Below are 22,267 nucleotides of genomic sequence, written 5' to 3' on the forward strand. Positions count from 1 at the left end.
GAGCGACTCCGCGGTGGACAAGGTGTTCAAGGCGCTGGCCGACGACACGCGGCGGCGGCTGCTGGACCGGCTGCACGAGCGGGCAGGGCAGACCCTCGGGCAGCTGTGCGAGCACATCGACATGACCCGCCAGTCGGTCACCCAGCACCTCGCCGTCCTGGAGGCGGCCCACCTCGTGGCGACGGTGCGGCGGGGCAGGGAGAAGCTGCACTACCTCAACCCGGTCCCGCTCCACGACATCCAGGAGCGGTGGATCGACAAGTTCGAGCGCCCGCGGCTGCGTGTCCTCACCGAGGTGAAGCGGCGAGCCGAGGAGGCCGCGGCTGGCAGGGCCATGGCAGGCAACCCCGCCTTCGTCTACGTCACGTACATCGCCGGCACGCCCGAGCGGGTCTGGGACGCCCTCACGGACGCCGACCTGACCGCCGCCTACTGGGGACACGCGAACGTCTCCGACTGGCGGCCGGGCTCGCGTTGGGAGCACGTGCGCACGGACGGCTCCGGTACGGCCGACGTCGTCGGCACCGTCGTGGCGAGCGAGCGTCCGACCCGACTCGTCACCACCTGGGCCGCGCCCGACGACGAGAGCCGCCCGGAACGGCACTCCCGGGTCACCTTCGAGATCCGGTCGCACCCCGGCGCCGACACCGTCCGACTCACCGTCACCCATGAGAACCTCGCGGACGAGGGCGAGTTCGCCGACATCTCGCAGGCCTGGCCCGCGGTGCTGTCCGGTCTCAAGTCGCTCCTGGAGACCGGCCGGGCCCTGCCGAGGGAGGCACGGCCGGCGCCCTCCGACTGAGCGGAGCCGGGGCGGCGGCCGACCCGGACGACGGACGACGGACGACGGAAGGCGGCCCGGCCGGGCCGCCTTCCGTCGCCGGTGCTCCGGCCTTCCTCGTGCGGGCGGTCACGCCTTGGGAACGCTCTTCGCCGCCGTACCGGCGCAGACCATCCCCAGGATCAGTGCCAGCGCGCCGATGACGATGTTGTTGACGATGACGCCGGCGTCCGGGCTGTCGCCGACCACCCACGGGGCGACGATCATCCAGACGCCGAGCGCGCACATGGCCCAGCTGAGGCCGTACATACGGGCCGGGGCCGCGGTGAACCCGAGCGCCAGCAGGCCGATCGCTATGCCGACGATCAGGTTGTGCGTCGCCAGGGCGGGCTGGCCGGCCGTGTAGTGGAGGATCCACGGGGACACGGCGCAGTACAGACCGAGCAGGAACACCGGTCCGTCCACGAGAGCGACGTCGCGACCGCCGAGCATGCGGTCGTGCCGCGTGCGCATCTCGGAAACATCCGGGTGAGTCGACATGTCGCCTCTGGAGTGCGAGACGTTGGCCATGGCTCATCTCCTTCGACTTGCAGGCCTGACCGCGTCTGGCGCGGTATGCGGTAAGCGCCGCGTAAGTTCATTCTGCGCTTATTTATCCTTTATGTGTAGAGCTGAGGGCGGCACGCGGTGCGGGCGGGTCGGTGCCGCGAACCGCCACGGCCTCCACCGTCCGGCGTGAGGGGGCGGGCACGCCTCACCCGGCGTTCCTGCGGCGCCGTATCGTCGCCTCATGCCCGAGTCCCCGAGCCCTGACGACGTCGGCCTGACCACCGGGACGCTGGCCCGCCGACTGGGCGTCGCGCCCACCACGCTGCGCTCCTGGGACCGTCGCTACGGTCTCGGGCCAGTGTCCCGCGACAGCGGTCGGCACCGCCGATGGCGGCCGGACGACGTGGCCGTGGTCGAGGCCATGTGCCGGCTCACGTCGGCGGGTGTGCCGCCCGCCGAGGCCGCCAGGGCGGCGCGGGCGGGCGCCGATGCTCCGACTCGGACGGCCGACGTCGCGTCGAGTCGCTCCCGGGCGGCCGGCGCGCTCCCGTTGGGCGGTGACGTCCGTCAGGAGTGCCGGGGCCTCGCCCGTGCCGCCGTACGGCTCGACGCGCCCGCAGTGGAGGGGCGGTTGGCCGCCGCGGTCGAACGGCACGGGCTCGTCGTCGCCTGGCAGGAGGTGATGGTGCCGGCCCTGCATGCCGTGGGCCGCAAGTGGGCGTCGTCCGGCGACCGGTACGTGGCGGTCGAGCACCTGCTGTCCTGGCACGTCTCGACCACGCTGCGCCGCGCCGCCGGGCGGCCCGCGCCGGACAGGCGCCCGGCGGCCACCGGGCCGGTGGTGCTGGCCTGCGTGCCCGGGGAGCAGCACGCCCTGCCGCTGGAGGCGCTCGACGCCGGTCTGCGTCAACTCGGCCTGTCCACCCGCATGTTCGGGGCGGCCGTCCCCGCGGAGGCACTCGTCGCGGCGGTCCACCGCCTGGGCCCCGTAGCGGTGGTTCTGTGGGCGCAGGCTCGCTCCACGGCGAGTCCGGCGCTCGCCCGTCAGGTCGCGGACATGCGATGGGGCGTCACCGGGGCGCGGCGCGGACCGACGGTGGTGCTCGGCGGACCCGGGTGGGCGGGACGCCCCACGCCGGGGCTGCCCCGGCCCGCAGGGCTGGGAGAGGCCCTGGCCCTGCTGTCACGGGCGTGAGGACCCCGTGGACCGGGCTGATCCCCGCGCACCCGCGATTCGGGATCGGCAGTTCCGCAGGCGCTGGACGTCCGGCATGCGTGTCCTCCAGGCCGGGAGGGCGGTGGACGGCGTCCGGACGCGTGTACCCCAGGCCCGGGAGGGCGGTGGACGGCGTCCCGGATGGACGTCCTCCGGTCCCGCGAGGCGTTGGGCGTCCGGCATGTCCCCAGGCCGCTGACCAGTGACACACAGATCTGAGCGGCGTTCTGCGGCCTGGCGCCCGGCACCGGGTGCCCGCCTCGGTGAACGGGTGACCGGCGCCTCCCGCGCACCGTGCCGTGGCCCAGGGGGAGCACGGCGGGTCAGGAGGCGGACCGTCGCGGGTGACTCCGGCGAGCGGCGAGGACCTGCCCCTGAGTCGGGGCGGGGCCCGCCAGGCCGGCCAGGACGCCCCTCGCGCGCCGCGCCCGCGGAACGCCGTGCGCGGGGAGGCCGCTCGGCGGGGGTCCCGCGGCGCGCGGTCGGCGGCGCCGCGACGGCCCGCCGGAACGCGTGGTGCTGGTCGCGGACGTCGCCGGACCGCCGGCCGGTGGACGCCCGGGACCGCGGCGAGGCGGGATCCCGGAGGGCCGGCCGACGGACGAGGGTCAGCCCAGCTTCTTGAGCAGTTCGGCGGCGAGCGGGCCGGAGGAGGCCGGGTTCTGGCCGGTGACGAGGTTGCCGTCCACGATCACGTGCGGCGCCCACGGCTCGCCGACCTGTACGTCGACACCCGCCTCGGTCAGCCGGTCCTGGAGGAGCCACTTGGCCTTGTCGCCGAGGCCGGCCTGCATCTCCTCGTCGTTGGTGAAGGCGGCGACGCGGCGGCCGGCGAAGGCGTTGGTTCCGTCCTCCTTCACCGCGGCCAGCAGGGCGGCCGGGCCGTGGCAGACGACGCCGAGGGCCGTACCGGACTCCAGGGCCGTCGCGAGGATGCGGCCGGAGACGGCGTCGACGGCCAGGTCCTCCATCGGGCCGTGCCCGCCCGGGTAGAACACGGCCGTGTAGTCGGCGAGGTCGACGTCCTCCAGACGCACCGGCCGCTTCAGCTCGGTCATCGCCGCGAGCCCGGCCGCGACACGGTCGGCCCCCTCCTGCCCACCGTTCAGTTCGGCGGCGAGGCTGCCCTTGTCCACCGGCGGGACCACACCGCCCGGCGTGGCGACGACCACCTCGTGGCCCGCCGCGCGGAACGCCTCGTACGGCGTGACGGCTTCCTCGGCCCAGAAACCGGTGGGGTGCGGGGTGCCGTCGGCGAGCGTCCAGTGGTCGGCGCCGGTCATCACGAACAGGATCTTTGCCATGGTGGTCTGTCTCCGGGGTGTCGTCCCCGACGCTCCGGATGCGGGCGTCAGGTGCGGATGGATCGTGGTCGGTGATCCCAACCTAGGCGGTCGTCTCATAGGAAACCAATGAGCATTCCCATGTCAGGTATGCGAACTCCGATGGCAGGCAGGGAATACTCCGCACCGTGGAACAAAGTCATCACCTGGACCTGAACCTGCTGCGGACCTTCCTCGCGGTCTACCGCGCGGGGTCGTTCACCGGCGCCGCCCAACTGCTCGGACTGTCGCAGCCGACCGTGACGACCCAGATGCGGACCCTGGAGCGACAGGCCGGGCGGGAGCTGTTCGAGCGGCTCCCGCGCGGTGTCACCCCGACCGCCGTCGCCGACGCGCTGGCCGCGCGGATCGCCGCGCCGCTGGACGAACTGGCCACGGTGGCGGGTCCCGCACCGGCGGCGACGGGGCGCGCCGACCCGGTGCACCTCGCCGGACCGGCGGAGCTGCTGTGCACCCGGGTGCTGCCCGTGCTGGCACCGCTGGCGGCCGAAGGCGTCCGGCTGCGGGTGGCGACGGGCCTGACCGAGCCGCTGCTCGACGAACTGCGGACCGGCCGGCACGACCTGGTCATCGCCACGACCCGTCCGCGAGGCCGCACCCTGATTTCGACACCCCTGACGGACGAGGAGTTCGTGCTGGTCGCCGCGCCCGTCTGGGCCGAGCGGCTCGGGGACCGGCCGGCCGCCGACCTGCCCGCGGCCCTGCATCCGGTCCCGCTGGTCACCTACGCGCAGGATCTGCCGATCGCCCGCCGCTACTGGCGGCACGTCTTCGGCCGACGGCTGGCCGGCCCGGCCGCCGTGACCGTGCCCGACCTGCGCGGAGTGCTGGCCGCGGTCGTCGCGGGCGCGGGGTTCACCGTGCTGCCGCGCTACCTCTGCCTCGACGAGCTGGCCTCGGGCGCCCTCGTCGCCCTGTACGAGCCGGAGGACCCGCCCATCAACACGGCCTTTCTCGTCCAGCGGCCCGGAGCGGTGGAGAACCCCGACGTGACCCGCGTCCGCGACCTCCTGCTGGCGGCGGGCCGCACCTGGTGACGACCTCCGTGTCGCACGGTTCCGCGCGGCGAGGGCGGCGACGTCCACCGTCCTGTGACGCGCGAACCGAGGACCGCCTCGCAGGCCCTCACCCGCGCCGCCCGCGAGGGCGGACGGTCGCGCGGCCGCGGATCGGCCCCGAACAGGACGTCCGAGACGCTCTCGACGTCGGCCGCCGCCGGCCGGGGCGAGGGTTCAGCGGATGCCCGGGCGTGAGGCCCCCGTGGCGGAGCGATCAGACACCGGCCCCCGCCCCCGGCGCCTCGGCCGCCGCGGCCCGGGCGATGTTGCGCGCCATCCCACCGAAGACGACCGCGTGGAAAGGGGAGACGCTCCACCAATAGGCCTGCCCCAGCAGCCCGTGCGGATGGAACAGGGCACGCTGGCGGTAGCGGGTCCGGCCCGCCTCGTCCGTCTCCGCGCACATCTCCAGCCAGGCCAGACCCGGCAGCCGCATCTCGGCCCGCAGCCGGAGCAGCCGCCCGGGCTCGATCTCCTCGACCCGCCAGAAGTCCAGGGAGTCGCCGACCCGCAGCCGCGCCGAGTCCCGCCGTCCCCTGCGCAGTCCCACCCCGCCCACCAGCCGGTCCAGCCGGCCGCGGACCGCCCAGGCCAGCGGGAAGGAGTACCAGCCGTTGTCACCGCCCACGCCCTCGATCACCCGCCACAGGGCCTCACGGGAGGCGTGCACGGCCACCTCCCGGCAGTCGGTGTACAGGCTGCCGCCCGCCCAGTCGGGATCGGTCGGCAGCGGGTCGCTGGGAGCGCCGGGCAGGGAGGCGGAGGACCAGCGGGTGACGACCTGCGCCTCGCGGACCCGCCGCAGCGCCAGCCGTACCGCCTCGTCGAAGCCCATCGGGCCGGGCGGCTCGGGCACGTACCGGGCGATGTCGTGTTCCCGGCACACCACCTCGTGGCGCAGCGACTCGGTGAGCGGCCGCGCGATGGAGGCGGGCACGGGTGTCACGAGGCCCACCCAGTGGCTGGACAGACGGGGGGTGAGGACCGGCACCGGGAGGATGAGCCGGCGGGGCAGACCCGCCACCGCGGCATAACGGATCATCATGTCGCGGTACGTCAGTACCTCCGGCCCGCCGATGTCGAAGGCCCGGACGACCGACTCGGGCATACGGGCACTGCCCACCAGGGCACGTAGCACGTCCCGGACGGCGACGGGCTGGACCCGGGTGTGCACCCAGCTCGGCGTGACCATGACGGGCAGGCGTTCGGTGAGGTAGCGGAGCATCTCGAAGGAGGCCGAGCCGGAGCCGATGACGACGGCCGCCCGCAGCACCGTGGCCGGCACTCCCGAGTCCAGCAGGATGCGGCCCACCTCGGCGCGCGAGCGCAGGTGCGGCGACAGCTCCCCTTCGGGGACACCGGCGGGGGTGAGCCCCCCGAGGTAGACGATGCGGCGCACCCCGGCGGCGCGGGCCCGTTCGCCGAAGATCCGTGCCGCCCGCCGGTCGGTCGCCTCGAAGTCCCGGCCCGTGCCCAGCGCGTGCACCAGGTAGTAGGCGACGTCGACGCCCCGCATGGCCTCGGCGACCGACGCGCCGTCCGTGACGTCCCCGCGCACCACCTCCGCCCGCCCGGCCCACGGGTGGTCGCGCAGCCGTTGCGGTGAGCGGGCCAGGCAGCGCACCCGATGGCCCTCCGCCAGCAGTTCCGGGACGAGCCGGCCGCCGATGTACCCCGTGGCGCCGGTGACCAGACAGCGCAGCGATTCCCGGCCGTGGCCGTGTGCGGTCATGAGTTCCGGGCCCTTCGCGTCGACGGCCCCCTGACCATGGCTTCCCCGCGGGGGCGGCCGACGGATGCGGCGAGGTCCGTGAACGCACGATCGAGTGATCCCGGGAGGCGGCCTCGCCGACCGCGTGGCCACCGGGCACGACCGGAAGCGGGACGAGTGCGGGAACGGCGCGCGACCGGAGGTGGGATGCGGCGCGGCCGGCTCAACCGTCGGCGCCACCGAACCGGGCCACCGCCTGGGCCATCGACCCGCGCCATCGACCGGCCGGTATCCCGTCGGCGTCCGGCTGCGGCGGACGGGTGGGCGGACGCGCCCGACGTCCGTACCGGCTCCGCCAGGCGCACTCGCCCGACGTCCGCACCGGCTCCGCCAGGCGCACTCGCCCTACCGCCGCACCGGCTCGGTCCCGACCGCCGTGTGTCACCCGGGTGGACGCTTCTTGAACATGCTTGCCGCGACAGCGGGCAGGCGTAGGACAAGGACGTATTCGTATCGAAGCCGGAGGTGTCAGTCACTATGGGCGCGAAGGTGTTGGAGCGTTTCCCCGCTGGAGCTCCGCGCGGATCGTGGCCGGCGGAGGAGTCGGCGGCCAGGCTGCGGGCCGAGGGGGAGCCCGCGACCGTGGTGATGGATCTGAAGTCGGACGCCTTCCTCGTCGTGGTCCCGGCGGGCGAGGAGGACTGACCGCGCGGAGCCGGCCGCACCCTACGGTCGGGCGCCGGCCGCGACCAGCGTCCGCGCCGTCCGCACGAACGCCTCGTGCAGGTCCCGTGCCGCCTGCGGCACGGAGTCCGCGCGCCGCCTCCGCAGCATGAGCAGCACCCGCGTGGTGTCGCCGCCGATGGGCCGGTAGGTGATCGCCCCGCGCCGCTCCAGCGGGTCCCCGGCCACGCTGAAGTCGGGCAGGACCGTCGCCCCGAGCCCTTCGGCGACCATCAGCTTGCCCATCTCCGCACCGTCGGTGGAGTAGGCGAAGGCCGGGCCGTGCCCGTCGAGGAGCCGGTGCACATAGCGGTGCATCACATAGCCGGAGCGCATCCCGATCAGCGGCACGCCCAGCAGGTCCTCGACCGTGACCGACGCCAGCGAGGCCAGCGGGCTGTCGGGCCGTACGCACACCACCGGCCGTCCGCGCAGCAGTTCGGTGGACTCGAAGTCGGCGGGCATGTCGTCGCCCTCCAGATGGTTGACCAGCCCCAGGTCGAACCCGCCCTCCAGGAGGGTCCGGTGGATGTCGGTCTGCTGGGCGGCCACCACCTCCACCTGGGTGACCGGATGCGCCGCGCGGAACTCCCGCAGTACCGGGATGAGCAGCGGCACGGTCGCCGCGTTCACCGTGCCCACCCGCACCATGCGGCTGATCCGGTGCCGCTCGCCCGCCGCCGCGCGCAGCCGGTCCACCGCTTCCAGCACCCCGACGATGTGCGGCAGCAGCTCGCGGCCCGAGGCGCTCATCGTCGCCCCCGACCGCTTGCGCTCCAGCAGGTCCACTCCCAGCTCGCGCTCCAGGTTGCGCACCGTCTCGCTCAACGCGGGCTGGGAGAGCCGCAGTTCCTCGGCGGCCCGGCGCAGCGAACCGAGCCGGGTGACCGCCGCGATGTATTCCAGCTGTTCTGTCCGCACCCCGGAAGAATGCGGGCCCATTCCCCACCGGTTCAAGGGTTTCCCTGTCACGCCTTCGTGAAATTCAATGGTCCGCGATACGAGACCGGTCGGGTTCTCCTTGACTGCCGAGACCGGCGGCTGCCACGATCGACGGCATGAAGATGCGACTGGACCTCACGCGGCGACGCCATGTCGACCTCGCGCGCGTCTCCAGCGCCTCCTGTCGCGCCGCGGCCTGATTCCCCGATCCGCCGCACCTCTTTCCCACCGCGCCACCTGCCCTGACCGCAGGTGTTCGCCGTGTCGTCGCAGCACCGCTCGAATTCACCGCTCTCCCTTGCGCAGCGTGAATTCGGCGTGCCCGAAAACGCATCCGCGCACCAGGAGTTCCGCATGCCCGCAACGCCCGTGAAATTCGCCTACTGGGTCCCCAACGTCAGCGGAGGACTCGTCACCAGCAAGATCGAACAGCGCACCGACTGGGGATACGACTACAACCGCGAACTCGCCGTCCTCGCCGAGAACAACGGTTTCGAGTACGCCCTCAGCCAGGTCCGCTACATGGCCAGTTACGGCGCCGAGTACCAGCACGAGTCGACCAGCTTCAGCCTCGCCCTGCTGCTCGCCACGCAGCGTCTGAAGGTGATCGCCGCCGTGCACCCCGGCCTGTGGCACCCCGGCGTGCTGGCCAAGCTCGGCGCCACCGCCGACCACATCTCGGGCGGCCGTTTCGCCGTCAACGTCGTCTCGGGCTGGTTCAAGGGCGAGTTCACCGCCCTCGGCGAACCGTGGCTGGAGCACGACGAACGCTACCGCCGCTCCGAGGAGTTCATCCGCGCCCTGCGCCAGATCTGGACCGAGGACCACACCGAACTCGCCGGGGACTTCTACCGGCTGCGCGACTTCACCCTCAAGCCCAAACCCCTCAACACACCCGAGCGCCCCCACCCGGAGATCTTCCAGGGCGGCAACTCCACCGCCGCCCGCGCCATGGCCGGCCGGGTCTCCGACTGGTACTTCTCCAACGGCAAGGACTTCGACGGGGTGACCGAGCAGATCGCCGACGTCCGCCGGTCGGCCGCCGAAGTGGGCCGCGCGGCACCGAAGTTCGGCCTCAACGGCTTCCTCATCGCCCGCGACACCGAGGCGGAGGCCCGCTCCACCCTCCGCGAGATCGTCGCCAAGGCCGACAGCGAGGCCGTCGAGGGCTTCGGTGCCGCCGTCAAGCAGGCCGGGCAGTCCACCGCCGACGGCAAGGGCATGTGGCAGGACTCCTCCTTCGAGGACCTGGTCCAGTACAACGACGGATTCCGCACCGGCCTCATCGGCACGCCCGAGCAGATCGCCGAACGCATCGTCGCCTACCGCCGGCTCGGCGTCGACCTGCTGCTCCTCGGGTTCCTCCACTACCACGAGGAGGTCGAGTACTTCGGCAAACGCGTGCTGCCCCTCGTGCGCGAACTGGAGGCCCAACTCCCCGACACCGACGCCGAGTCCGTTCCCGCCCACGCCTGATCGCCCCCACGCCTTCCGCACCGCACAGCGAAAGAGGTCACCGAGCATGAGCACCGTCACGCCCGCCGACTGGCAGACCCACCCCGCCCCCACCACCGCCGAGGCGTGGATCGCCCGCGCCGCCGAGGTGGCCGCCGTCCTCGCCACCGACGCCGCCGAGCGCGACCGCGCGGGCGCCGCCCCCCACGCGGAGGTCCAGCTCCTGAAGGACGCCGGCCTGGTCACCCTGCTCGGCCCCGCCGAGCACGGCGGCGGGGGCGAGCGCTGGCCCACCGCCTACCGCGTCGTCCGCGAGATCGCCAAGGCCGACGGCTCCATCGGCCAGCTCCTCGGCTACCACTACCTGTGGAACTGGGCCGCCCGCCTCGTCGGCACCCGCGAGCAGTGGGAGCACGTGGAGGCCGAGGCCGCGCGCAACCGCTGGTTCTTCGGCGGGGCCGTCAACCCGCGTGACAAGGACGTCACCGTCACCGAGGACGGCGACGACCTCGTCTTCACCGGCCGCAAGTCCTTCTCCACCGGCAGCAGGGTCTCCGACGTCACCGTCCTGGAGGGCGTCCTCGACGGCACCGACCAGCACGTCTTCGCCATCGTGCCCTCCGACAGCGAGGGTCTGACCTTCCACGACGACTGGGACAACATCGGCCAGCGCCTCACCGAGAGCGGCAGCGTCACCATCGACGGGGTCCGCACCCCCTGGTCCTCGGCCGCCGGCTACGTCGACAAGGTGTTCCAGCCGCGCACCTACAACACCCTCAACGTCCCCACCATCCAGCTGGTGTTCGTCAACTTCTACCTCGGCATCGCGGGCGGCGCCCTGGAGACGGCCGCCACCTACACCCGCACCAAGGCCCGCTCCTGGCTGCACGGCGGCCACGAGCGGGCGGTCGACGAGCCCTACGTCATCGACATCTACGGCGACCTCACCGCCAAGCTCTGGGCGGTCGAGGCCCTCGCCGACGCCGTCGCCGCCGAAGGGCAGAAGCTGCACGACGACCCCGACGCGGTGACCGCCCAGACCCGCGGCGACTTCGAGGTACGGGTGGCCGCGGTCAAGGCACGCGCCACCGACGTCGCCCTGGAGATCTCCAGCCGCATCTTCGAGGTGACCGGAGCCCGCTCCACGGCCACCTCCGAGGGCCTCGACCGTTTCTGGCGCAACGTGCGCACCCACACCCTCCACGACCCCGTCGCCTACAAGCGGCGCGAGGTCGGCCGCTGGGTCCTCGAGGGCGAACTGCCCGAACCCACCTGGTACTCCTGACCCGCTCCGGGGGCGCCTCGCACACCGAGGCGCCCCCGCCCCCTCCCGAAAGAGGACCCATGGCCACCGTCCTGTCCGTCTCCGGCAGCCCTTCCGCCACCTCCCGCACCGGTCGGCTGCTCCGCCACCTCGACCAGCGCCTGATCGCCCAGGGCCACGAGGTCGTCCCGCTCGACGTGCGCACCGTCCCGGCCGAGGCCCTCCTGGGCGCCGACTTCCGCCACCCCGCGATCGTCGAGGCCACCGAGCTGTTCGCGCGCGCCGACGGCGTCGTCGTGGGCACGCCCGTCTACAAGGCGTCGTACTCCGGTGTCCTCAAGGCGCTCCTCGACCTGCTGCCGCAGTACGCGCTCGCCGGCAAGACGGTGCTGCCGCTCGCCACCGGCGGTTCTGTCGCCCACGTCCTCGCCATCGACTACGCCCTGCGGCCCGTACTGAACTCCATGGGCGCGACCCACATCGTGCAGGGCTGGTTCACCCTCGACAAGGACATCACGGCGCACGAGGACGGCTCGCTGACCGTCGCCCCGGCCGCCGCCGAGGCGCTCGGCCAGGTCGTCGACCAGTTCTCCACCGTCCTCGGCCGCACGCCGTACCTCGCCGCGGCGAGCTGAGGCCACCGTGACCGCCCATGTGATCGCCGGCGACGCCGAGGCCCTCGCCGTCGCCGCCGCCCTGGCCGACGAGTTCCGTGCCGGAGCAGCCGAGCGCGACGCCGAACGGCGGCTGCCGCGGGCCGAGCTGGACCGGCTCTCCGCCTCCGGGCTGCTGGCCGTCACCGTCCCCGCCGAGCACGGCGGCGCGGACGTGAGCGCGCGGACCCTCGCGGAGATCCTCCGGCTGCTCGGCACCGCCGATGGCAGCCTGGCGCAGATTCCGCAGAGCCACTTCGCCTACGTCAATGTGATCCGCCGTCAGGGGACGCCGGACCAGCGAAAGTTCTTCTTCGCCGAACTGCTCTCCGGCCGCCGCTTCGGCAACGCCCAGTCCGAGGCGGGCACCCGGCACGTCCAGGACATCCGCACCCGCCTGACTCCGCGGCCCGACGGCTCCTACACCCTCACCGGCGTCAAGCACTACTCCACCGGCGCGCTCTTCGCCGACTGGATCCCGGTCCTGGCCCGCGCCGAGGACGACAAGCTGCACGTCGCCTACGTGCCCGCCGACGCCCCCGGCCTCACCGTCGTCGACGACTGGGACGGCATGGGACAGCGCACGACGGCCAGCGGCACCGTCCGTCTCGACGGCGTGCCGGTGCCGGGTGACCGCGTCCTGCCCCACCACCTCACCTTCGAAGGGCCGCAACTCCACGGCGCCGTCGCCCAGTTGCTGCACGCCGCCATCGACACCGGTCTCGCCGCGGGCGCGCTCGCGGAGGCGGCCGAGTTCGTGCGGACCAAGAGCCGGCCGTGGTTCGAGAGCGGCGTCGAGACGGCCGCCGAGGATCCGCTGCTGATCCAGCGCTTCGGCGAACTGTCCGTACAGGTGAGGGCGTCGGAGGCGCTGCTGCGGGAGGCCGCCCGCACGGTCGACGCGGCGGACGCCCACCTCACCGACGACACGGCCGCCGAGGCGTCCGTCGCGGTGGCCGCGGCCAAGGTGCAGGCGGCGCAGACCGCCGTGGAGGTGGCGGGAGCCCTGTTCGAGGTGGGCGGCACCCGCTCGGCACTGCACACCCTCAACCTGCACCGGCACTGGCGCGACGCCCGCACCCACACCCTGCACGACCCCGCCCGCTGGAAGCTCCAGCACATCGGCCGGTACGTCCTCAACGGGACCCGCCCGCCCCGCCACGGCCTGCTCTAGGCCGGCTCCCGACGGACATCGCTGATCGGAGACCCCACGTGTCCCTCACCTTCCACTGGTTCCTGCCCACCAACGGCGACAGCCGCCATGTCGTCGGCGGCGGTCACGGCACCCCCGCCACCGCCTCCGGACGGGACCGGCCCCCCACGGTCGGCTATCTGAGCCAGATCGCCCGCGCCGCCGAGGACCTCGGCTTCGAGGGCGCGCTCACGCCGACCGGCGCGTGGTGCGAGGACGCGTGGCTGACCACCGCCATGGTCAGCCAGCACACCGAGCGGCTGAAGTTCCTGGTCGCGTTCCGGCCCGGATTCGTCTCGCCCACCCTCGCCGCGCAGATGGCCTCGACCTTCCAGCGGCAGACCGGCGGACGCCTCCTGCTGAACGTCGTCACCGGCGGCGAGAGCCACGAGCAGCGCGCCTACGGCGACTTCCTCGACAAGGACGACCGCTACCGCCGTACCGGCGAATTCCTCCAGATAGTCCGGGAGCTGTGGGAGGGCAAGGCCGTCGACCTGAAGGGCGAGCATCTGCGCGTCGAGGACGCCAGGCTGGCGCGGGTGCCGGACCCCGTCCCCGAGGTGTACTTCGGAGGCTCCTCACCGATCGCCGGGGAGATCGCCGCCCGCCACGTCGACGTGTACCTCACCTGGGGAGAGCCGCCCGCGCAGGTCGCCGAGAAGATCGCCTGGATCCGGGGGCTCGCGGCCCGGCAGGGACGGACCGTGCGGTTCGGCATCCGGCTGCACGTGATCACGCGGGACACCTCCGCGGCGGCCTGGGCGGAGGCCGACCGGCTGCTCGCCGGCTTCGACCCCGCCACCGTGAAGTCCGTACAGGCCGGCCTGGCGCGCAGCGAGTCCGAGGGACAGCGGCGGATGCTCGCCCTGCACGGAGGCGACCGCAACGGCCTGGAGATCCACCCCAACCTGTGGGCCGGGATCGGTCTGGTCCGCGGCGGCGCCGGGACCTCGCTGGTCGGAAGCCACGCAGAGGTCGCCGACCGGATCAAGGAGTACGCGGCGCTGGGCATCGAGGAGTTCGTGCTGTCCGGGTATCCGCATCTGGAGGAGGCCTACTGGTTCGGGGAGGGGGTGCTGCCACGGCTGGCCGCGGACGGGCTGTGGACGCATCCGGCGGGGGAGAAGGACGCCCCGGTGCAGGTACCGTTCGCCGGCTGACCGCGACTCCGGCCCCCGCCGTCACCTTCCCGCCTGCCGGGCGGTCGGGCGGTCGACGGGAGTGCGAAGACCGAAGTGCGAGGACAGGCGTCAGGGCAGCAGGGCGGCGAGGTGCGCCCCGCGGGACTCCTGCGTCTGGCCCTGGACCATGAGGAACAGGGCCTCCCGCGCCAGCCGTTGGGCCCGGCTCGTCAGCGACAGGGAACGGCCGCCGCCCGCCACCACCGCCGCCGTCGTGGCCGCGTGCAGCACCTCGTACGCGCGGATCCTGAGGGACAGACGCTCGTCCAGGTGCTCGTGGTGGACCGGGTGGTCGGCCGACGCGTAGGCCCGGTCGCGGACCTCGGTGAGACGGGCGCGCAGGGGAGCCGCCGTGTCCTCGTCCAGCAGGGCGAGGGCCGACTCCGTCACACCGAACACCGCCGGGTTCGCGGCCACCGTCTTCGGGCGGTCCGTCGCGGCCCACCGCGAGAACGGCGTCCGCAGCGCCACCGCCTCCTCCGGCACGTGGAACCCCGCCAGCTCCAGGGAGACCGTGCGGGCCGCGGTGAGCGCGGTCAGCCGCATCGGGGCCGACGCCCGCAGCCCCGGCTGCTCCCGCGCCTCGGCGAAGGCGAACAGCGCCTCGTCGGCGTCGGTCACACCGGCCAGCAGCATCACGTCGTTCAGCCCCCACCCCGTGTACCAGGGGACCCGGCCGTCGAAGCGCCACCCGTCGCCCTCCCGCGTCACCCGCACCGGCGTCCGCGGATGGGCGCGCAGATGGGCGTACGCCACACCCGACAGCAGCTCACCGCGGGCCAGAGGGCCGAGGAGGCGCTCGCGGACCGGACCCCCACTCCTGGCCAGCGTCAGCACCGGCGTGTGGTGCTGTGTCTGCACGAACCAGGTCGAGCAGCACGCCCCCGCGAGGATCTCCGCCGTCTCCCGCACCACGGACGCGGGCGCCGCCGAGCCGCCGTACTCCTTCGGCGCGTGCAGCCCGAGCAGGCCCGAGCGCCGGATCTCCGCGAGATGGGCGGCGGGGACCTCCGACTGATCCACCTCCTCGGCGTGCGGGGCGAGAAGCGTGTCCGCGAGGTGCCGGGCACGGGCGACGAGCGGGTGCGGTGCGGTCATGGACGGGATTCTCCCCGGGGCGCCGCGCGGGGGTTCCCTCAGGGGGCGTGCCGTTCGGGTGGGAGGCGAACGGCATCGCGGCGGCACGGCGAGCCGCGGATCGCGCCACGGCGGCAGTCAGGAAGTACTGCCGGGTGTTCGCCGGCGGGCGCACGGCCCGGAGACGGCCACGGCGCCGCGGCCCGTCGGGACGGACGTCTTCACGGGGAACGGCGCACGGCGGGCGGCGACGTCGATCGCCGACGGGCCGCCGTACGCCGAGAGCGAGGGCGAGGTACCTCGGCGGGATCCGCCCGGTCGAGGCCCCGCACCGGGACGGCCGGACGGCCTGGGCCACCACGGACCCCGTCGAGGTGTTCCGCACGGACTGCGGCCGTCCCCGTCCGCCTCCGGGCGACACCGACATCGACCTCTCCGGCGAAGCCGGGCGACACGTGTGTGGCGGCGGCGCCGGCGCGAGGGGCCGTCGAGCCGGGGAATGTATTTTGGTACGCGAAAGGTTGGCATATACACCGAGCAGACCGCTCGCCCCCTCCGTCCAGGGCTGAGAAGCCCGCGCACCACCAGCGAGGCACCGTGACCACCGCCACCCCCGAGCAGCCCGCCGACGTCGTCGCCCGGCTGCGCGCCACCTTCCGCACCGGCCGGACCAAGCCCGCCGCCTGGCGGACCGGACAGCTGCGCCGCCTGCGCGAGATGCTCACGGAACGCGGCGACGAGCTGGCCGCGGCCCTCCACACCGACCTCGGCAAGAGCGCCACGGAGGCCTACCGCACCGAGATCGACTTCACCGTCCGAGAGATCGACCACACGCTCGACCACCTCGACGACTGGCTGCGCCCCGAGCCCGCGCCGGTCCCCGCGCACCTGGGCCCCGACGCCCGCGCGTGGACCCAGTACGACCCGCTCGGCGTCGTCCTCGTCATCGCCCCCTGGAACTACCCGGCCCAACTGCTGCTCGCCCCGCTCGTCGGCGCCCTCGCGGCGGGCAACGCCGTCGTCGTCAAGCCCAGTGAGCTGGCCCCGGCCACCTCCGCGGCGCTGGCCCGGCTGCTGCCCGCCTGTCTCGACACCGACGCGGTCGCCGTCGTCGAGGGCGGCGTCCCGGAGACCACGGCCCTTCTGGCGGAGCGCTTCGACCACATCTTCTACACCGGCAACGGCACCGTCGGCCGTATCGTGATGCGCGCCGCCGCCGAACACCTCACCCCGGTCACTCTCGAACTCGGCGGCAAGTCACCGGCGTTCGTCGACCGCGACACCGACCTCGCCGTGGTCGCCGACCGGCTGGCCCGCGGCAAGTTCCTCAACGCCGGCCAGACCTGCGTCGCCCCCGACTACGTCCTCACCGACCCCCGGACCGCCGCCGCCCTGGAACCCCTCCTCGCCGCGGCCGTCGAGAAGGTCCACGGCGCCGACCCGCGGACCTCCGGCGAGTACGGCCGGATCATCAACGAGCGCCACTTCGACCGGCTCACCGGCCTGCTCGGCTCGGGACGCGTCGTGGTCGGCGGGGACAGCGACCGCACGGACAAGTACATCGCGCCGACCGTCCTCGCCGACGTGGACCCCGCCTCGCCCGTCATGCGGGAGGAGATCTTCGGGCCGATCCTGCCGATCGTGACCGCCGACGGACTCGACGAGGCCATCGCGTTCATCAACGACCGCGACAAGCCGCTCGCGCTCTACGTCTTCTCCGAGTCCGAGGAGACCCGTGCGCGCATCGCCGCCGAGACCTCTTCCGGTGGCCTCGGCCACGGCCTGCCGCTCGCCCATCTCACCGTCTCGGACCTGCCGTTCGGCGGAGTGGGGGAGAGCGGCATGGGCAACTACCACGGCCGGTACTCGATGGAGACCTTCAGCCACCGCAAGGCGGTGCTGGAGAAGCCGCTGAGCTGAGCCGACGACGGGAGGGGCACTCCGGTCGCGGGAGAGAGCGGCGGTGGCCGGGGGAGCCCGGGTGGCCGGGGGTGGCCGGGGCGCTTCACCCGGCCACCCGCCCGGCCACCCGCCCGGCCACCCGTCCGCCCGGGCCAAGTGGTCTACACCCTTGACTGGTACAGACCAAAGCGGTTGAGTATGCCTCCACACCCCCCACCACGGCCGCCCCCGAGCCGTGACCGGTCCCACCGGCACGCGCGCCAGGCCCTGCTCCGCCCTGCCCTGCGCAGGGGACGGCCGTGCTCCGCGAAGGAGTTGATCCCGTGTCGAGGCGTCGTATCTCCGCGGTCGTGACCGCACTCGTCCTCTCCAGCGCCGTACCGGTGCTCCTGCCGGCCACGAGCGCGTCCGCCGCCGCCTGTTCCAGCTACCCGAACTGGGTGGCCGGCAAGGCCTACCGCACCGGCGACATCGTCCGCTACACCGACGGCAGGGCCTACATCGCCGAACACGACAACCCGGGCTACGACCCCGTCATCAGCACCTGGTACTGGGAGCCGTACGCCTGCGACAACGGCCCGGGGACGCCGGTCGGCACCTTCGTGGTCACCGAGGCGCAGTTCAACCAGATGTTCCCGGGCCGGAACTCCTTCTACACCTACAGCGGTCTGACCGCGGCCCTCAAGGCCTACCCCGGCTTCGCCACCACCGGCAGCGACACCACCAGGAAGCAGGAGGCGGCGGCCTTCCTCGCCAACGTGGGCCACGAGACCGGCGGACTGGTGCACGTCGTCGAGCAGAACACCGCCAACTACCCGCACTACTGCGACTGGAGCCAACCGTACGGCTGCCCGGCGGGCCAGGCGGCCTACTACGGTCGCGGCCCCATCCAGCTCAGCTGGAACTTCAACTACAAGGCCGCGGGTGACGCCCTCGGCATCGACCTCCTCAACAACCCCTGGCTGGTGCAGAACGACGCGGCCGTGGCCTGGAAGACGGCCCTGTGGTACTGGAACACCCAGAACGGCCCCGGCACCATGACCCCCCACAACGCCATGGTCAACGGCGCCGGCTTCGGCCAGACCATCCGCTCCATCAACGGTTCCCTGGAGTGCGACGGCAAGAACCCGGCGCAGGTGCAGAGCCGGGTGACCAAGTACCAGCAGTTCGCGCAGATACTCGGCGTCTCCGCGGGCGGCAATCTCTCCTGCTGACCCGGTCGGCGTGTGCGAGACTCCGCCGATGACCTCGGAAAGGATCTCCGCGCACGCCGCGGGCACCTGGAAACTGGGCGACACGACCGTCGGCCGCGTCGGCTTCGGCACGATGCGGCTGACCGGCGACGCCGCCTTCCACCTGGGCAGACCGAGCGACCGTGACCGGTCGATCGCCGTCCTGCGCAAGGCGGTCGACCTCGGCGTCGATCACATCGACACCGCCGCCTTCTACTTCTCCTCCCTGCGCTCCGCCAACGAACTCCTCAACAGCGCGCTCGCGCCCTACCCGGACGACCTGCTCATCGCCGCCAAGGTCGGCCCCGTCCGTCACCGGTCGGGGGAGTGGGGCACCTCGGCGCGCCCCGAGGAACTCCGCGGCCACGTCGAGGAGAACCTGCGCCAGCTCGGCCGCGACCACCTCGACCTCGTCTACCTGCGCCGGATGGGTCAGGACTCGATCGCCGAACACTTCGGCGCCCTCGCCGAACTGCGCCAGGCGGGCCTGGTCCGCCACCTCGGCATCTCGGCCGTCGAGTCCCGCCACCTCGCCGAGGCGCAGGCCATCGCCCCGGTGGTCGGCGTCCAGAACCGCTACGGCCTCGGCCACCGGTCGCCCGGCACCGAGGACCTGCTGCGGCTCTGCGGTGAACAAGGCATCGCCTTCGTCCCGTTCTACGCCATCGCCGGCGACAGCGGCCCGCGGGGCGCCACGGCGGCCCACGACACGGCGGTCCTGGCGGCGGCCCGTGCCCACGAGGCGAGCCCAGCGCAGATCCGTCTGGCCTGGACCCTCGCCCAGGGGCCGCACGTCCTGGCCATCCCCGGCACCGGCGACCCCGAGCACCTCACGGAGAACGTGGCCGCGGGGAGCCTGCGGCTCACGGCCGGGGAACTGGACCGTCTGAACGAGGCCCACGGCAGGGCGGGCTGACCACCGCCGCACCCGGCGGGAGGCGCCGGTGCCGTCCCGCGGCCCACACTCCTTCGCGCATCATCTGCCGCCCGCGCAGCTCGCGCTCCTCCCGCCAAGGCCCGCACCTCACGCGGTCGCACCCGGAAGAACCCGTACGCCGCGCTGTCCCGGCCCCGAAGTCCTGGCCCAGACACCGGGGAACAAGTAACCCGCCGATAGGAAGTGGGCTCTACGGGGTGGGGTCGAGGGTCTTGCGTACGACGCCGACGGACACCTTGAACTTTTTCTGGTGAGGGGAGCGCGGCGGAGGCTGCATCTGTACGGGGTGGGGAGGTCAGCGCTTGCGTCGCTTGACGACGTAGGCGTACTGGTCGGGCCAGGTCGGCTCGGCGCCGAGCGCGAGCGCGGCGTGCTGGGCCCAGGAGGGGTTGCGGAGCAGTTCGCGGCCGAGGAAGACGGCGTCGGCCTGCCCGCCTGTGATGATGTCCTCGGCCTGCTGCGGCTCGGTGATGATGCCGACGGCTGCGGTGGGGATGCCGGCCTGGTTGCGGGCCTGCTCCGCGAAGGGCACCTGGTAGTTCGGCCCGGCGACGATCTTGGCGTCGCGGACCGTGCCGCCGGTGGACACGTCCAGCAGGTCGACGCCGCGGGCCTGGAGTTCCTTGGCCAGGCGGACGGTGTCCTCCCCGGTCCAGCCCTCGCGGGTGTCCTCGGGGTTCTCGGTCAGCCAGTCGGTGGCCGAGGTGCGGAAGAACACCGGCAGGTCCTCGGGCCACACGGCGCGGACGGCGTCGACGACCTCCAGGGCGAAGCGGATGCGGTTCCCGAAGCTGCCGCCGTAGGCGTCGGTGCGGTGGTTGGAGGCCGGGGAGAGGAAGGAGTTGATCAGGTAGCCGTGGGCGCCGTGCACCTCGGCCACCTGGAATCCGGCGGCCAGCGCGCGCCGCGCGGAGTCCGCGAAGTCGCGTACGAGCTGCCCGATCTTGTCCACGGTCAGCTCGTGCGGGACGGCGAGTCCGTCGTACGCGACCGGACTGGGGGCGACGGGCTGCCAGCCGTTCTCCTCCTCGGAGAGGTAGCGGTCGGACAGCCACGGCTTGTCGACGGACGCCTTGCGGCCCGCGTGCGCAAGCTGGATGGCAGGGACGGAACCGTGCGACTTGATCGCCTCGGTGATGCGGGTGAACGCCTCCTGCTGGCGGTCGTTCCACAGGCCCAGATCCCAGGGGCTGATGCGCCCGTCGGGCCGGACGCCGGTGGCCTCGGCCATCACCAGACCGGCGCCGCCGGCGGCACGGGGGGCCAGGTGGGTGAGGTGGAAGTCGGTCGGCACCCCGGTCTCCTCGCCCTCGGGGGCAGCGGAGTACATGCACATCGGGGACATCCACACGCGGTTGGGTATCGACAGGGAACGCAGGGTGAGGGGGGTGAACAGGGAACTCATGCGGGGTGCCTCTTTCGTGATCGGTGGCATCGGGACGGGGCGGCTGCCGTCCGGTGTCGGGCGAGGACCGTGTGGAGGCCCGCGAGGGCAGGGGCGTAGGCCGCTTCCAGGACCGCGGTCGGCTTCCCGGTGGGCGGTGCCCTGGGCCGGGACGAAGGTGGCGTGCCGGCTGAGGAAGGCGCCGCCGGTGTCGGTGACGGGCTGGACGTGCAGCGTCGAGCGGTGGCCGCGGACCGGCTGCGGTGCCTCGACGATCTCGTACGTCAGCTTCCGGTCGACCTCGTCCGGGCCCACGAGCCGTTCCCGCTAGGTGCTGCCGTCCACCCCGGTGAGGAGGCGGACCGCACCGGGGGTGAGCCCGGTGCCGCCCCCGATGATCTCGCTCGCCCGGATGGCCGGGTGACAGTCGGGCAGGCCGTCGAACTGCCGGACGACGGCCCATGTCCGGTCCGCAGAGCTGGTGAAGACGGAATTCCGGTACGCGGCTGCCATCAGGCGGGCAGACGGGTGTCGAGGACGAAGTCGGTCTCGATGAGCTGGCCGGGGAAGAACAGCGACGCCACGCCGATGGTGCTGCTGGTGGGGCGATGGTCGCCGAAGTAGGCCAGGTTGGCGGCCGCCATCGCGTTGCTGTACTTCGGCAGGTCCACGATGTACTGGGTCTCGGAGACGACCTGGTTGCGGGTGGCACCGTAGTGGGCGAGGACCTTCTCGAAGTTGGTGAAGACCTGCTCGCTCTGGGCCTCGAAGTCGCCCGGGTGGAGGAAGTTGCCCTCGTCGTCATGGGAGAGCTGGCCCGAGACGTAGATCGTGTGGTCGACCTTGATGGCCTGGGCGAAGCCGAACTCGCGCTCGCCCGAGACGCCGTGGCTGTAGGAATCGATCGCAGTCATGGTGGTTGTCCTTCTCTGGTAGGGGATGCGGGGGTAGGTGGCGCCGGGCTCAGGCGGCCAGGCGGGCGACCGCGTCCGCGACGGGGGTGTCCCCGGAGGTCAGCTCGACGACCACGCGCCTGAGGGCGGGCTCGTGCAGAGCCGCGTCGATGAACGCGGCGACATCGTCGCGGTGCACGTCGCCGTACTCGACGGCAGGCCCGGCGGTGACCCGGCCGCTGCCGGGGGTGTCCAGCAGGGTTCCGGGGCGGACGATCAGCCAGTCGAGATCGGTGCGCGCCAGGTACACGTCGGCGCTCTTCTTGACCTTGATGTAGTGCTCGAAGCCCTCACCGGCCGCGCCGCCGCGCAGCGCATCGGGGAAGACCGAGACCAGGACGAACCGTGTCACCCCGGCGAGCGCGGCCGCGTCGGCTGCCTTCTCCAGGCCCTTGCCGTCGATGAGGGTGGTCTTGTCCATGCCGGTTCCGTGGGCGCCGGCCGAGAACACCACCGCGTCGTGCCCGGCGAGCTTGTCCGCGAGCTCTTCCACGGAGTCGGCGATCAGGTCGCCGGTCACCGGCGTCGCCCCGGTCGCGCGGATCGTGTCGGCCTGGGCCGGGCTGCGGTGCATGCCCGTCACCTCGTCACCGCGCTCGGACAGCAGACTGGCGAGCCTCCTGCCGACACTTCCAGCGGCACCGATCTGGAACACCTTCATGGAAACCGTCTCCTTTCTGGCCGGATGACCGGCTACCCACTTGTCTCAATGTT

The 22,267-nt window shown here is 73.0% G+C and carries 22 protein-coding genes; 13 read left to right on the plus strand and 9 right to left on the minus strand.

Going from position 1 to position 22,267, the window contains the following annotated elements; genetic code table 11:
* The first annotated feature begins 13 nt into the window (after positions 1–13).
* On the plus strand, positions 14–802 hold the full coding sequence (locus tag ACFYO5_RS09060; RefSeq protein ID WP_388707164.1) for an ArsR/SmtB family transcription factor: 789 nt from the start codon (positions 14–16) through the stop codon (positions 800–802).
* Positions 803–910: 108 nt separating this feature from the next.
* Here ACFYO5_RS09060 and ACFYO5_RS09065 read toward each other — a convergent pair whose 3' ends face one another.
* Complete coding sequence (locus tag ACFYO5_RS09065; protein WP_356564732.1) at positions 911–1,351, minus strand: SPW repeat protein; 441 nt, start codon at positions 1,349–1,351, stop codon at positions 911–913.
* 220 nt (positions 1,352–1,571) lie between these two features.
* On the opposite strand from ACFYO5_RS09065, the gene ACFYO5_RS09070 reads away from it, so the two are divergent.
* Entirely contained in the window at positions 1,572–2,525 is a 954-nt protein-coding gene (locus tag ACFYO5_RS09070; RefSeq protein WP_388705981.1) for a MerR family transcriptional regulator, read from the plus strand.
* A gap of 629 nt (positions 2,526–3,154) precedes the next feature.
* Here the strand turns inward: ACFYO5_RS09070 and ACFYO5_RS09075 are convergent.
* The gene (locus tag ACFYO5_RS09075) at positions 3,155–3,850 is read right to left on the minus strand and encodes a type 1 glutamine amidotransferase domain-containing protein (RefSeq protein ID WP_388705983.1); all 696 of its coding nucleotides are present in this window, start codon (positions 3,848–3,850) and stop codon (positions 3,155–3,157) included.
* 167 nt (positions 3,851–4,017) lie between these two features.
* Here ACFYO5_RS09075 and ACFYO5_RS09080 point away from each other — a divergent pair, with 167 nt between their 5' ends.
* The gene (locus ACFYO5_RS09080) at positions 4,018–4,926 is read left to right on the plus strand and encodes a LysR family transcriptional regulator (protein WP_388705985.1); all 909 of its coding nucleotides are present in this window, start codon (positions 4,018–4,020) and stop codon (positions 4,924–4,926) included.
* A 235-nt stretch (positions 4,927–5,161) separates the two neighbouring features.
* Here ACFYO5_RS09080 and ACFYO5_RS09085 read toward each other — a convergent pair whose 3' ends face one another.
* On the minus strand, positions 5,162–6,679 hold the full coding sequence (locus ACFYO5_RS09085; protein ID WP_388705987.1) for an SDR family oxidoreductase: 1,518 nt from the start codon (positions 6,677–6,679) through the stop codon (positions 5,162–5,164).
* A gap of 516 nt (positions 6,680–7,195) precedes the next feature.
* Here ACFYO5_RS09085 and ACFYO5_RS09090 point away from each other — a divergent pair.
* A complete protein-coding gene (locus tag ACFYO5_RS09090) occupies positions 7,196–7,363 on the plus strand; it encodes a hypothetical protein (protein ID WP_356564740.1) in 168 nt (55 codons plus the stop codon).
* Positions 7,364–7,384: 21 nt separating this feature from the next.
* On the opposite strand, the gene ACFYO5_RS09095 is transcribed toward ACFYO5_RS09090, so the two are convergent.
* Entirely contained in the window at positions 7,385–8,302 is a 918-nt protein-coding gene (locus ACFYO5_RS09095) for a LysR family transcriptional regulator (RefSeq protein ID WP_388705990.1), read from the minus strand.
* 143 nt (positions 8,303–8,445) lie between these two features.
* Between ACFYO5_RS09095 and ACFYO5_RS09100 the strand changes: the two genes are divergently transcribed.
* From ACFYO5_RS09100 to ACFYO5_RS09125, 6 genes are all read left to right on the plus strand, one after another.
* Positions 8,446–8,523 (plus strand): putative leader peptide, encoded by a 78-nt coding sequence (locus tag ACFYO5_RS09100; RefSeq protein WP_351405193.1) that lies wholly within the window; start codon positions 8,446–8,448, stop codon positions 8,521–8,523.
* Positions 8,524–8,677: 154 nt separating this feature from the next.
* Entirely contained in the window at positions 8,678–9,799 is a 1,122-nt protein-coding gene (gene sfnG / locus ACFYO5_RS09105) for a dimethylsulfone monooxygenase SfnG (RefSeq protein WP_388705992.1), read from the plus strand.
* Positions 9,800–9,845: 46 nt separating this feature from the next.
* Positions 9,846–11,063 carry an acyl-CoA dehydrogenase family protein gene (locus ACFYO5_RS09110; protein ID WP_388705995.1) on the plus strand — a complete coding sequence of 406 codons (1,218 nt, stop codon included), beginning with the start codon at positions 9,846–9,848 and terminating at the stop codon, positions 11,061–11,063.
* Between the two features lie 59 nt (positions 11,064–11,122).
* The gene (gene ssuE / locus ACFYO5_RS09115) at positions 11,123–11,677 is read left to right on the plus strand and encodes an NADPH-dependent FMN reductase (protein WP_356564748.1); all 555 of its coding nucleotides are present in this window, start codon (positions 11,123–11,125) and stop codon (positions 11,675–11,677) included.
* A 7-nt stretch (positions 11,678–11,684) separates the two neighbouring features.
* Positions 11,685–12,869 carry an SfnB family sulfur acquisition oxidoreductase gene (locus ACFYO5_RS09120; RefSeq protein ID WP_388705998.1) on the plus strand — a complete coding sequence of 395 codons (1,185 nt, stop codon included), beginning with the start codon at positions 11,685–11,687 and terminating at the stop codon, positions 12,867–12,869.
* A 38-nt stretch (positions 12,870–12,907) separates the two neighbouring features.
* On the plus strand, positions 12,908–14,047 hold the full coding sequence (locus tag ACFYO5_RS09125) for an LLM class flavin-dependent oxidoreductase (protein WP_388706000.1): 1,140 nt from the start codon (positions 12,908–12,910) through the stop codon (positions 14,045–14,047).
* Positions 14,048–14,137: 90 nt separating this feature from the next.
* Here the strand turns inward: ACFYO5_RS09125 and ACFYO5_RS09130 are convergent, their stop codons facing one another.
* Positions 14,138–15,166, minus strand: a complete 1,029-nt coding sequence (locus ACFYO5_RS09130) for an acyl-CoA dehydrogenase family protein (protein WP_388706003.1) — start codon at positions 15,164–15,166, stop codon at positions 14,138–14,140.
* Between ACFYO5_RS09130 and ACFYO5_RS09135 the strand changes: the two genes are divergently transcribed.
* From ACFYO5_RS09135 to ACFYO5_RS09145, 3 genes are all read left to right on the plus strand, one after another.
* Positions 15,062–17,065, plus strand: a complete 2,004-nt coding sequence (locus ACFYO5_RS09135) for an aldehyde dehydrogenase family protein (RefSeq protein WP_388706006.1) — start codon at positions 15,062–15,064, stop codon at positions 17,063–17,065. The genes ACFYO5_RS09130 and ACFYO5_RS09135 overlap by 105 nt on opposite strands.
* Before the next feature lie 305 nt (positions 17,066–17,370).
* Positions 17,371–18,261 carry a glycoside hydrolase family 19 protein gene (locus ACFYO5_RS09140; protein ID WP_388706009.1) on the plus strand — a complete coding sequence of 297 codons (891 nt, stop codon included), beginning with the start codon at positions 17,371–17,373 and terminating at the stop codon, positions 18,259–18,261.
* 28 nt (positions 18,262–18,289) lie between these two features.
* The gene (locus ACFYO5_RS09145; RefSeq protein ID WP_388706012.1) at positions 18,290–19,195 is read left to right on the plus strand and encodes an aldo/keto reductase; all 906 of its coding nucleotides are present in this window, start codon (positions 18,290–18,292) and stop codon (positions 19,193–19,195) included.
* Between the two features lie 316 nt (positions 19,196–19,511).
* Here the strand turns inward: ACFYO5_RS09145 and ACFYO5_RS09150 are convergent, their stop codons facing one another.
* From ACFYO5_RS09150 to ACFYO5_RS09165, 4 genes are all read right to left on the minus strand, one after another.
* Complete coding sequence (locus tag ACFYO5_RS09150) at positions 19,512–20,621, minus strand: NADH:flavin oxidoreductase/NADH oxidase (protein WP_388706014.1); 1,110 nt, start codon at positions 20,619–20,621, stop codon at positions 19,512–19,514.
* Positions 20,622–20,927: 306 nt separating this feature from the next.
* Positions 20,928–21,113: a hypothetical protein gene (locus ACFYO5_RS09155; protein ID WP_388706017.1), complete on the minus strand. Its 186-nt coding sequence runs from the start codon at positions 21,111–21,113 to the stop codon at positions 20,928–20,930.
* Positions 21,113–21,514: a RidA family protein gene (locus ACFYO5_RS09160; protein WP_388706019.1), complete on the minus strand. Its 402-nt coding sequence runs from the start codon at positions 21,512–21,514 to the stop codon at positions 21,113–21,115. The genes ACFYO5_RS09155 and ACFYO5_RS09160 overlap by 1 nt, the downstream gene beginning before the upstream one ends.
* Before the next feature lie 49 nt (positions 21,515–21,563).
* Positions 21,564–22,214, minus strand: a complete 651-nt coding sequence (locus ACFYO5_RS09165; RefSeq protein WP_388706021.1) for an NAD(P)H-binding protein — start codon at positions 22,212–22,214, stop codon at positions 21,564–21,566.
* Positions 22,215–22,267: the final 53 nt, after the last annotated feature.

The organism is Streptomyces sp. NPDC006259, assembly GCF_042870975.1.
In the GTDB taxonomy this organism is placed as follows: domain Bacteria; phylum Actinomycetota; class Actinomycetes; order Streptomycetales; family Streptomycetaceae; genus Streptomyces.

Coding starts and splice junctions, on each gene's coding strand:
- ACFYO5_RS09155 (WP_388706017.1), bottom strand. CDS start 21,113: ATGGCAGCCGCGTACCGGAATTCCGTCTTCACCAGCTCTGCGGACCGG.
- ACFYO5_RS09090 (WP_356564740.1), top strand. CDS start 7,196: ATGGGCGCGAAGGTGTTGGAGCGTTTCCCCGCTGGAGCTCCGCGCGGA.
- ACFYO5_RS09135 (WP_388706006.1), top strand. CDS start 15,062: ATGGGCGGCGGGGACCTCCGACTGATCCACCTCCTCGGCGTGCGGGGC.
- ACFYO5_RS09130 (WP_388706003.1), bottom strand. CDS start 15,166: ATGACCGCACCGCACCCGCTCGTCGCCCGTGCCCGGCACCTCGCGGAC.
- ACFYO5_RS09075 (WP_388705983.1), bottom strand. CDS start 3,850: ATGGCAAAGATCCTGTTCGTGATGACCGGCGCCGACCACTGGACGCTC.
- ACFYO5_RS09165 (WP_388706021.1), bottom strand. CDS start 22,214: ATGAAGGTGTTCCAGATCGGTGCCGCTGGAAGTGTCGGCAGGAGGCTC.
- sfnG (WP_388705992.1), top strand. CDS start 8,678: ATGCCCGCAACGCCCGTGAAATTCGCCTACTGGGTCCCCAACGTCAGC.
- ACFYO5_RS09110 (WP_388705995.1), top strand. CDS start 9,846: ATGAGCACCGTCACGCCCGCCGACTGGCAGACCCACCCCGCCCCCACC.
- ACFYO5_RS09070 (WP_388705981.1), top strand. CDS start 1,572: ATGCCCGAGTCCCCGAGCCCTGACGACGTCGGCCTGACCACCGGGACG.
- ACFYO5_RS09065 (WP_356564732.1), bottom strand. CDS start 1,351: ATGGCCAACGTCTCGCACTCCAGAGGCGACATGTCGACTCACCCGGAT.
- ACFYO5_RS09100 (WP_351405193.1), top strand. CDS start 8,446: ATGCGACTGGACCTCACGCGGCGACGCCATGTCGACCTCGCGCGCGTC.
- ACFYO5_RS09145 (WP_388706012.1), top strand. CDS start 18,290: ATGACCTCGGAAAGGATCTCCGCGCACGCCGCGGGCACCTGGAAACTG.
- ssuE (WP_356564748.1), top strand. CDS start 11,123: ATGGCCACCGTCCTGTCCGTCTCCGGCAGCCCTTCCGCCACCTCCCGC.
- ACFYO5_RS09085 (WP_388705987.1), bottom strand. CDS start 6,679: ATGACCGCACACGGCCACGGCCGGGAATCGCTGCGCTGTCTGGTCACC.
- ACFYO5_RS09160 (WP_388706019.1), bottom strand. CDS start 21,514: ATGACTGCGATCGATTCCTACAGCCACGGCGTCTCGGGCGAGCGCGAG.
- ACFYO5_RS09150 (WP_388706014.1), bottom strand. CDS start 20,621: ATGAGTTCCCTGTTCACCCCCCTCACCCTGCGTTCCCTGTCGATACCC.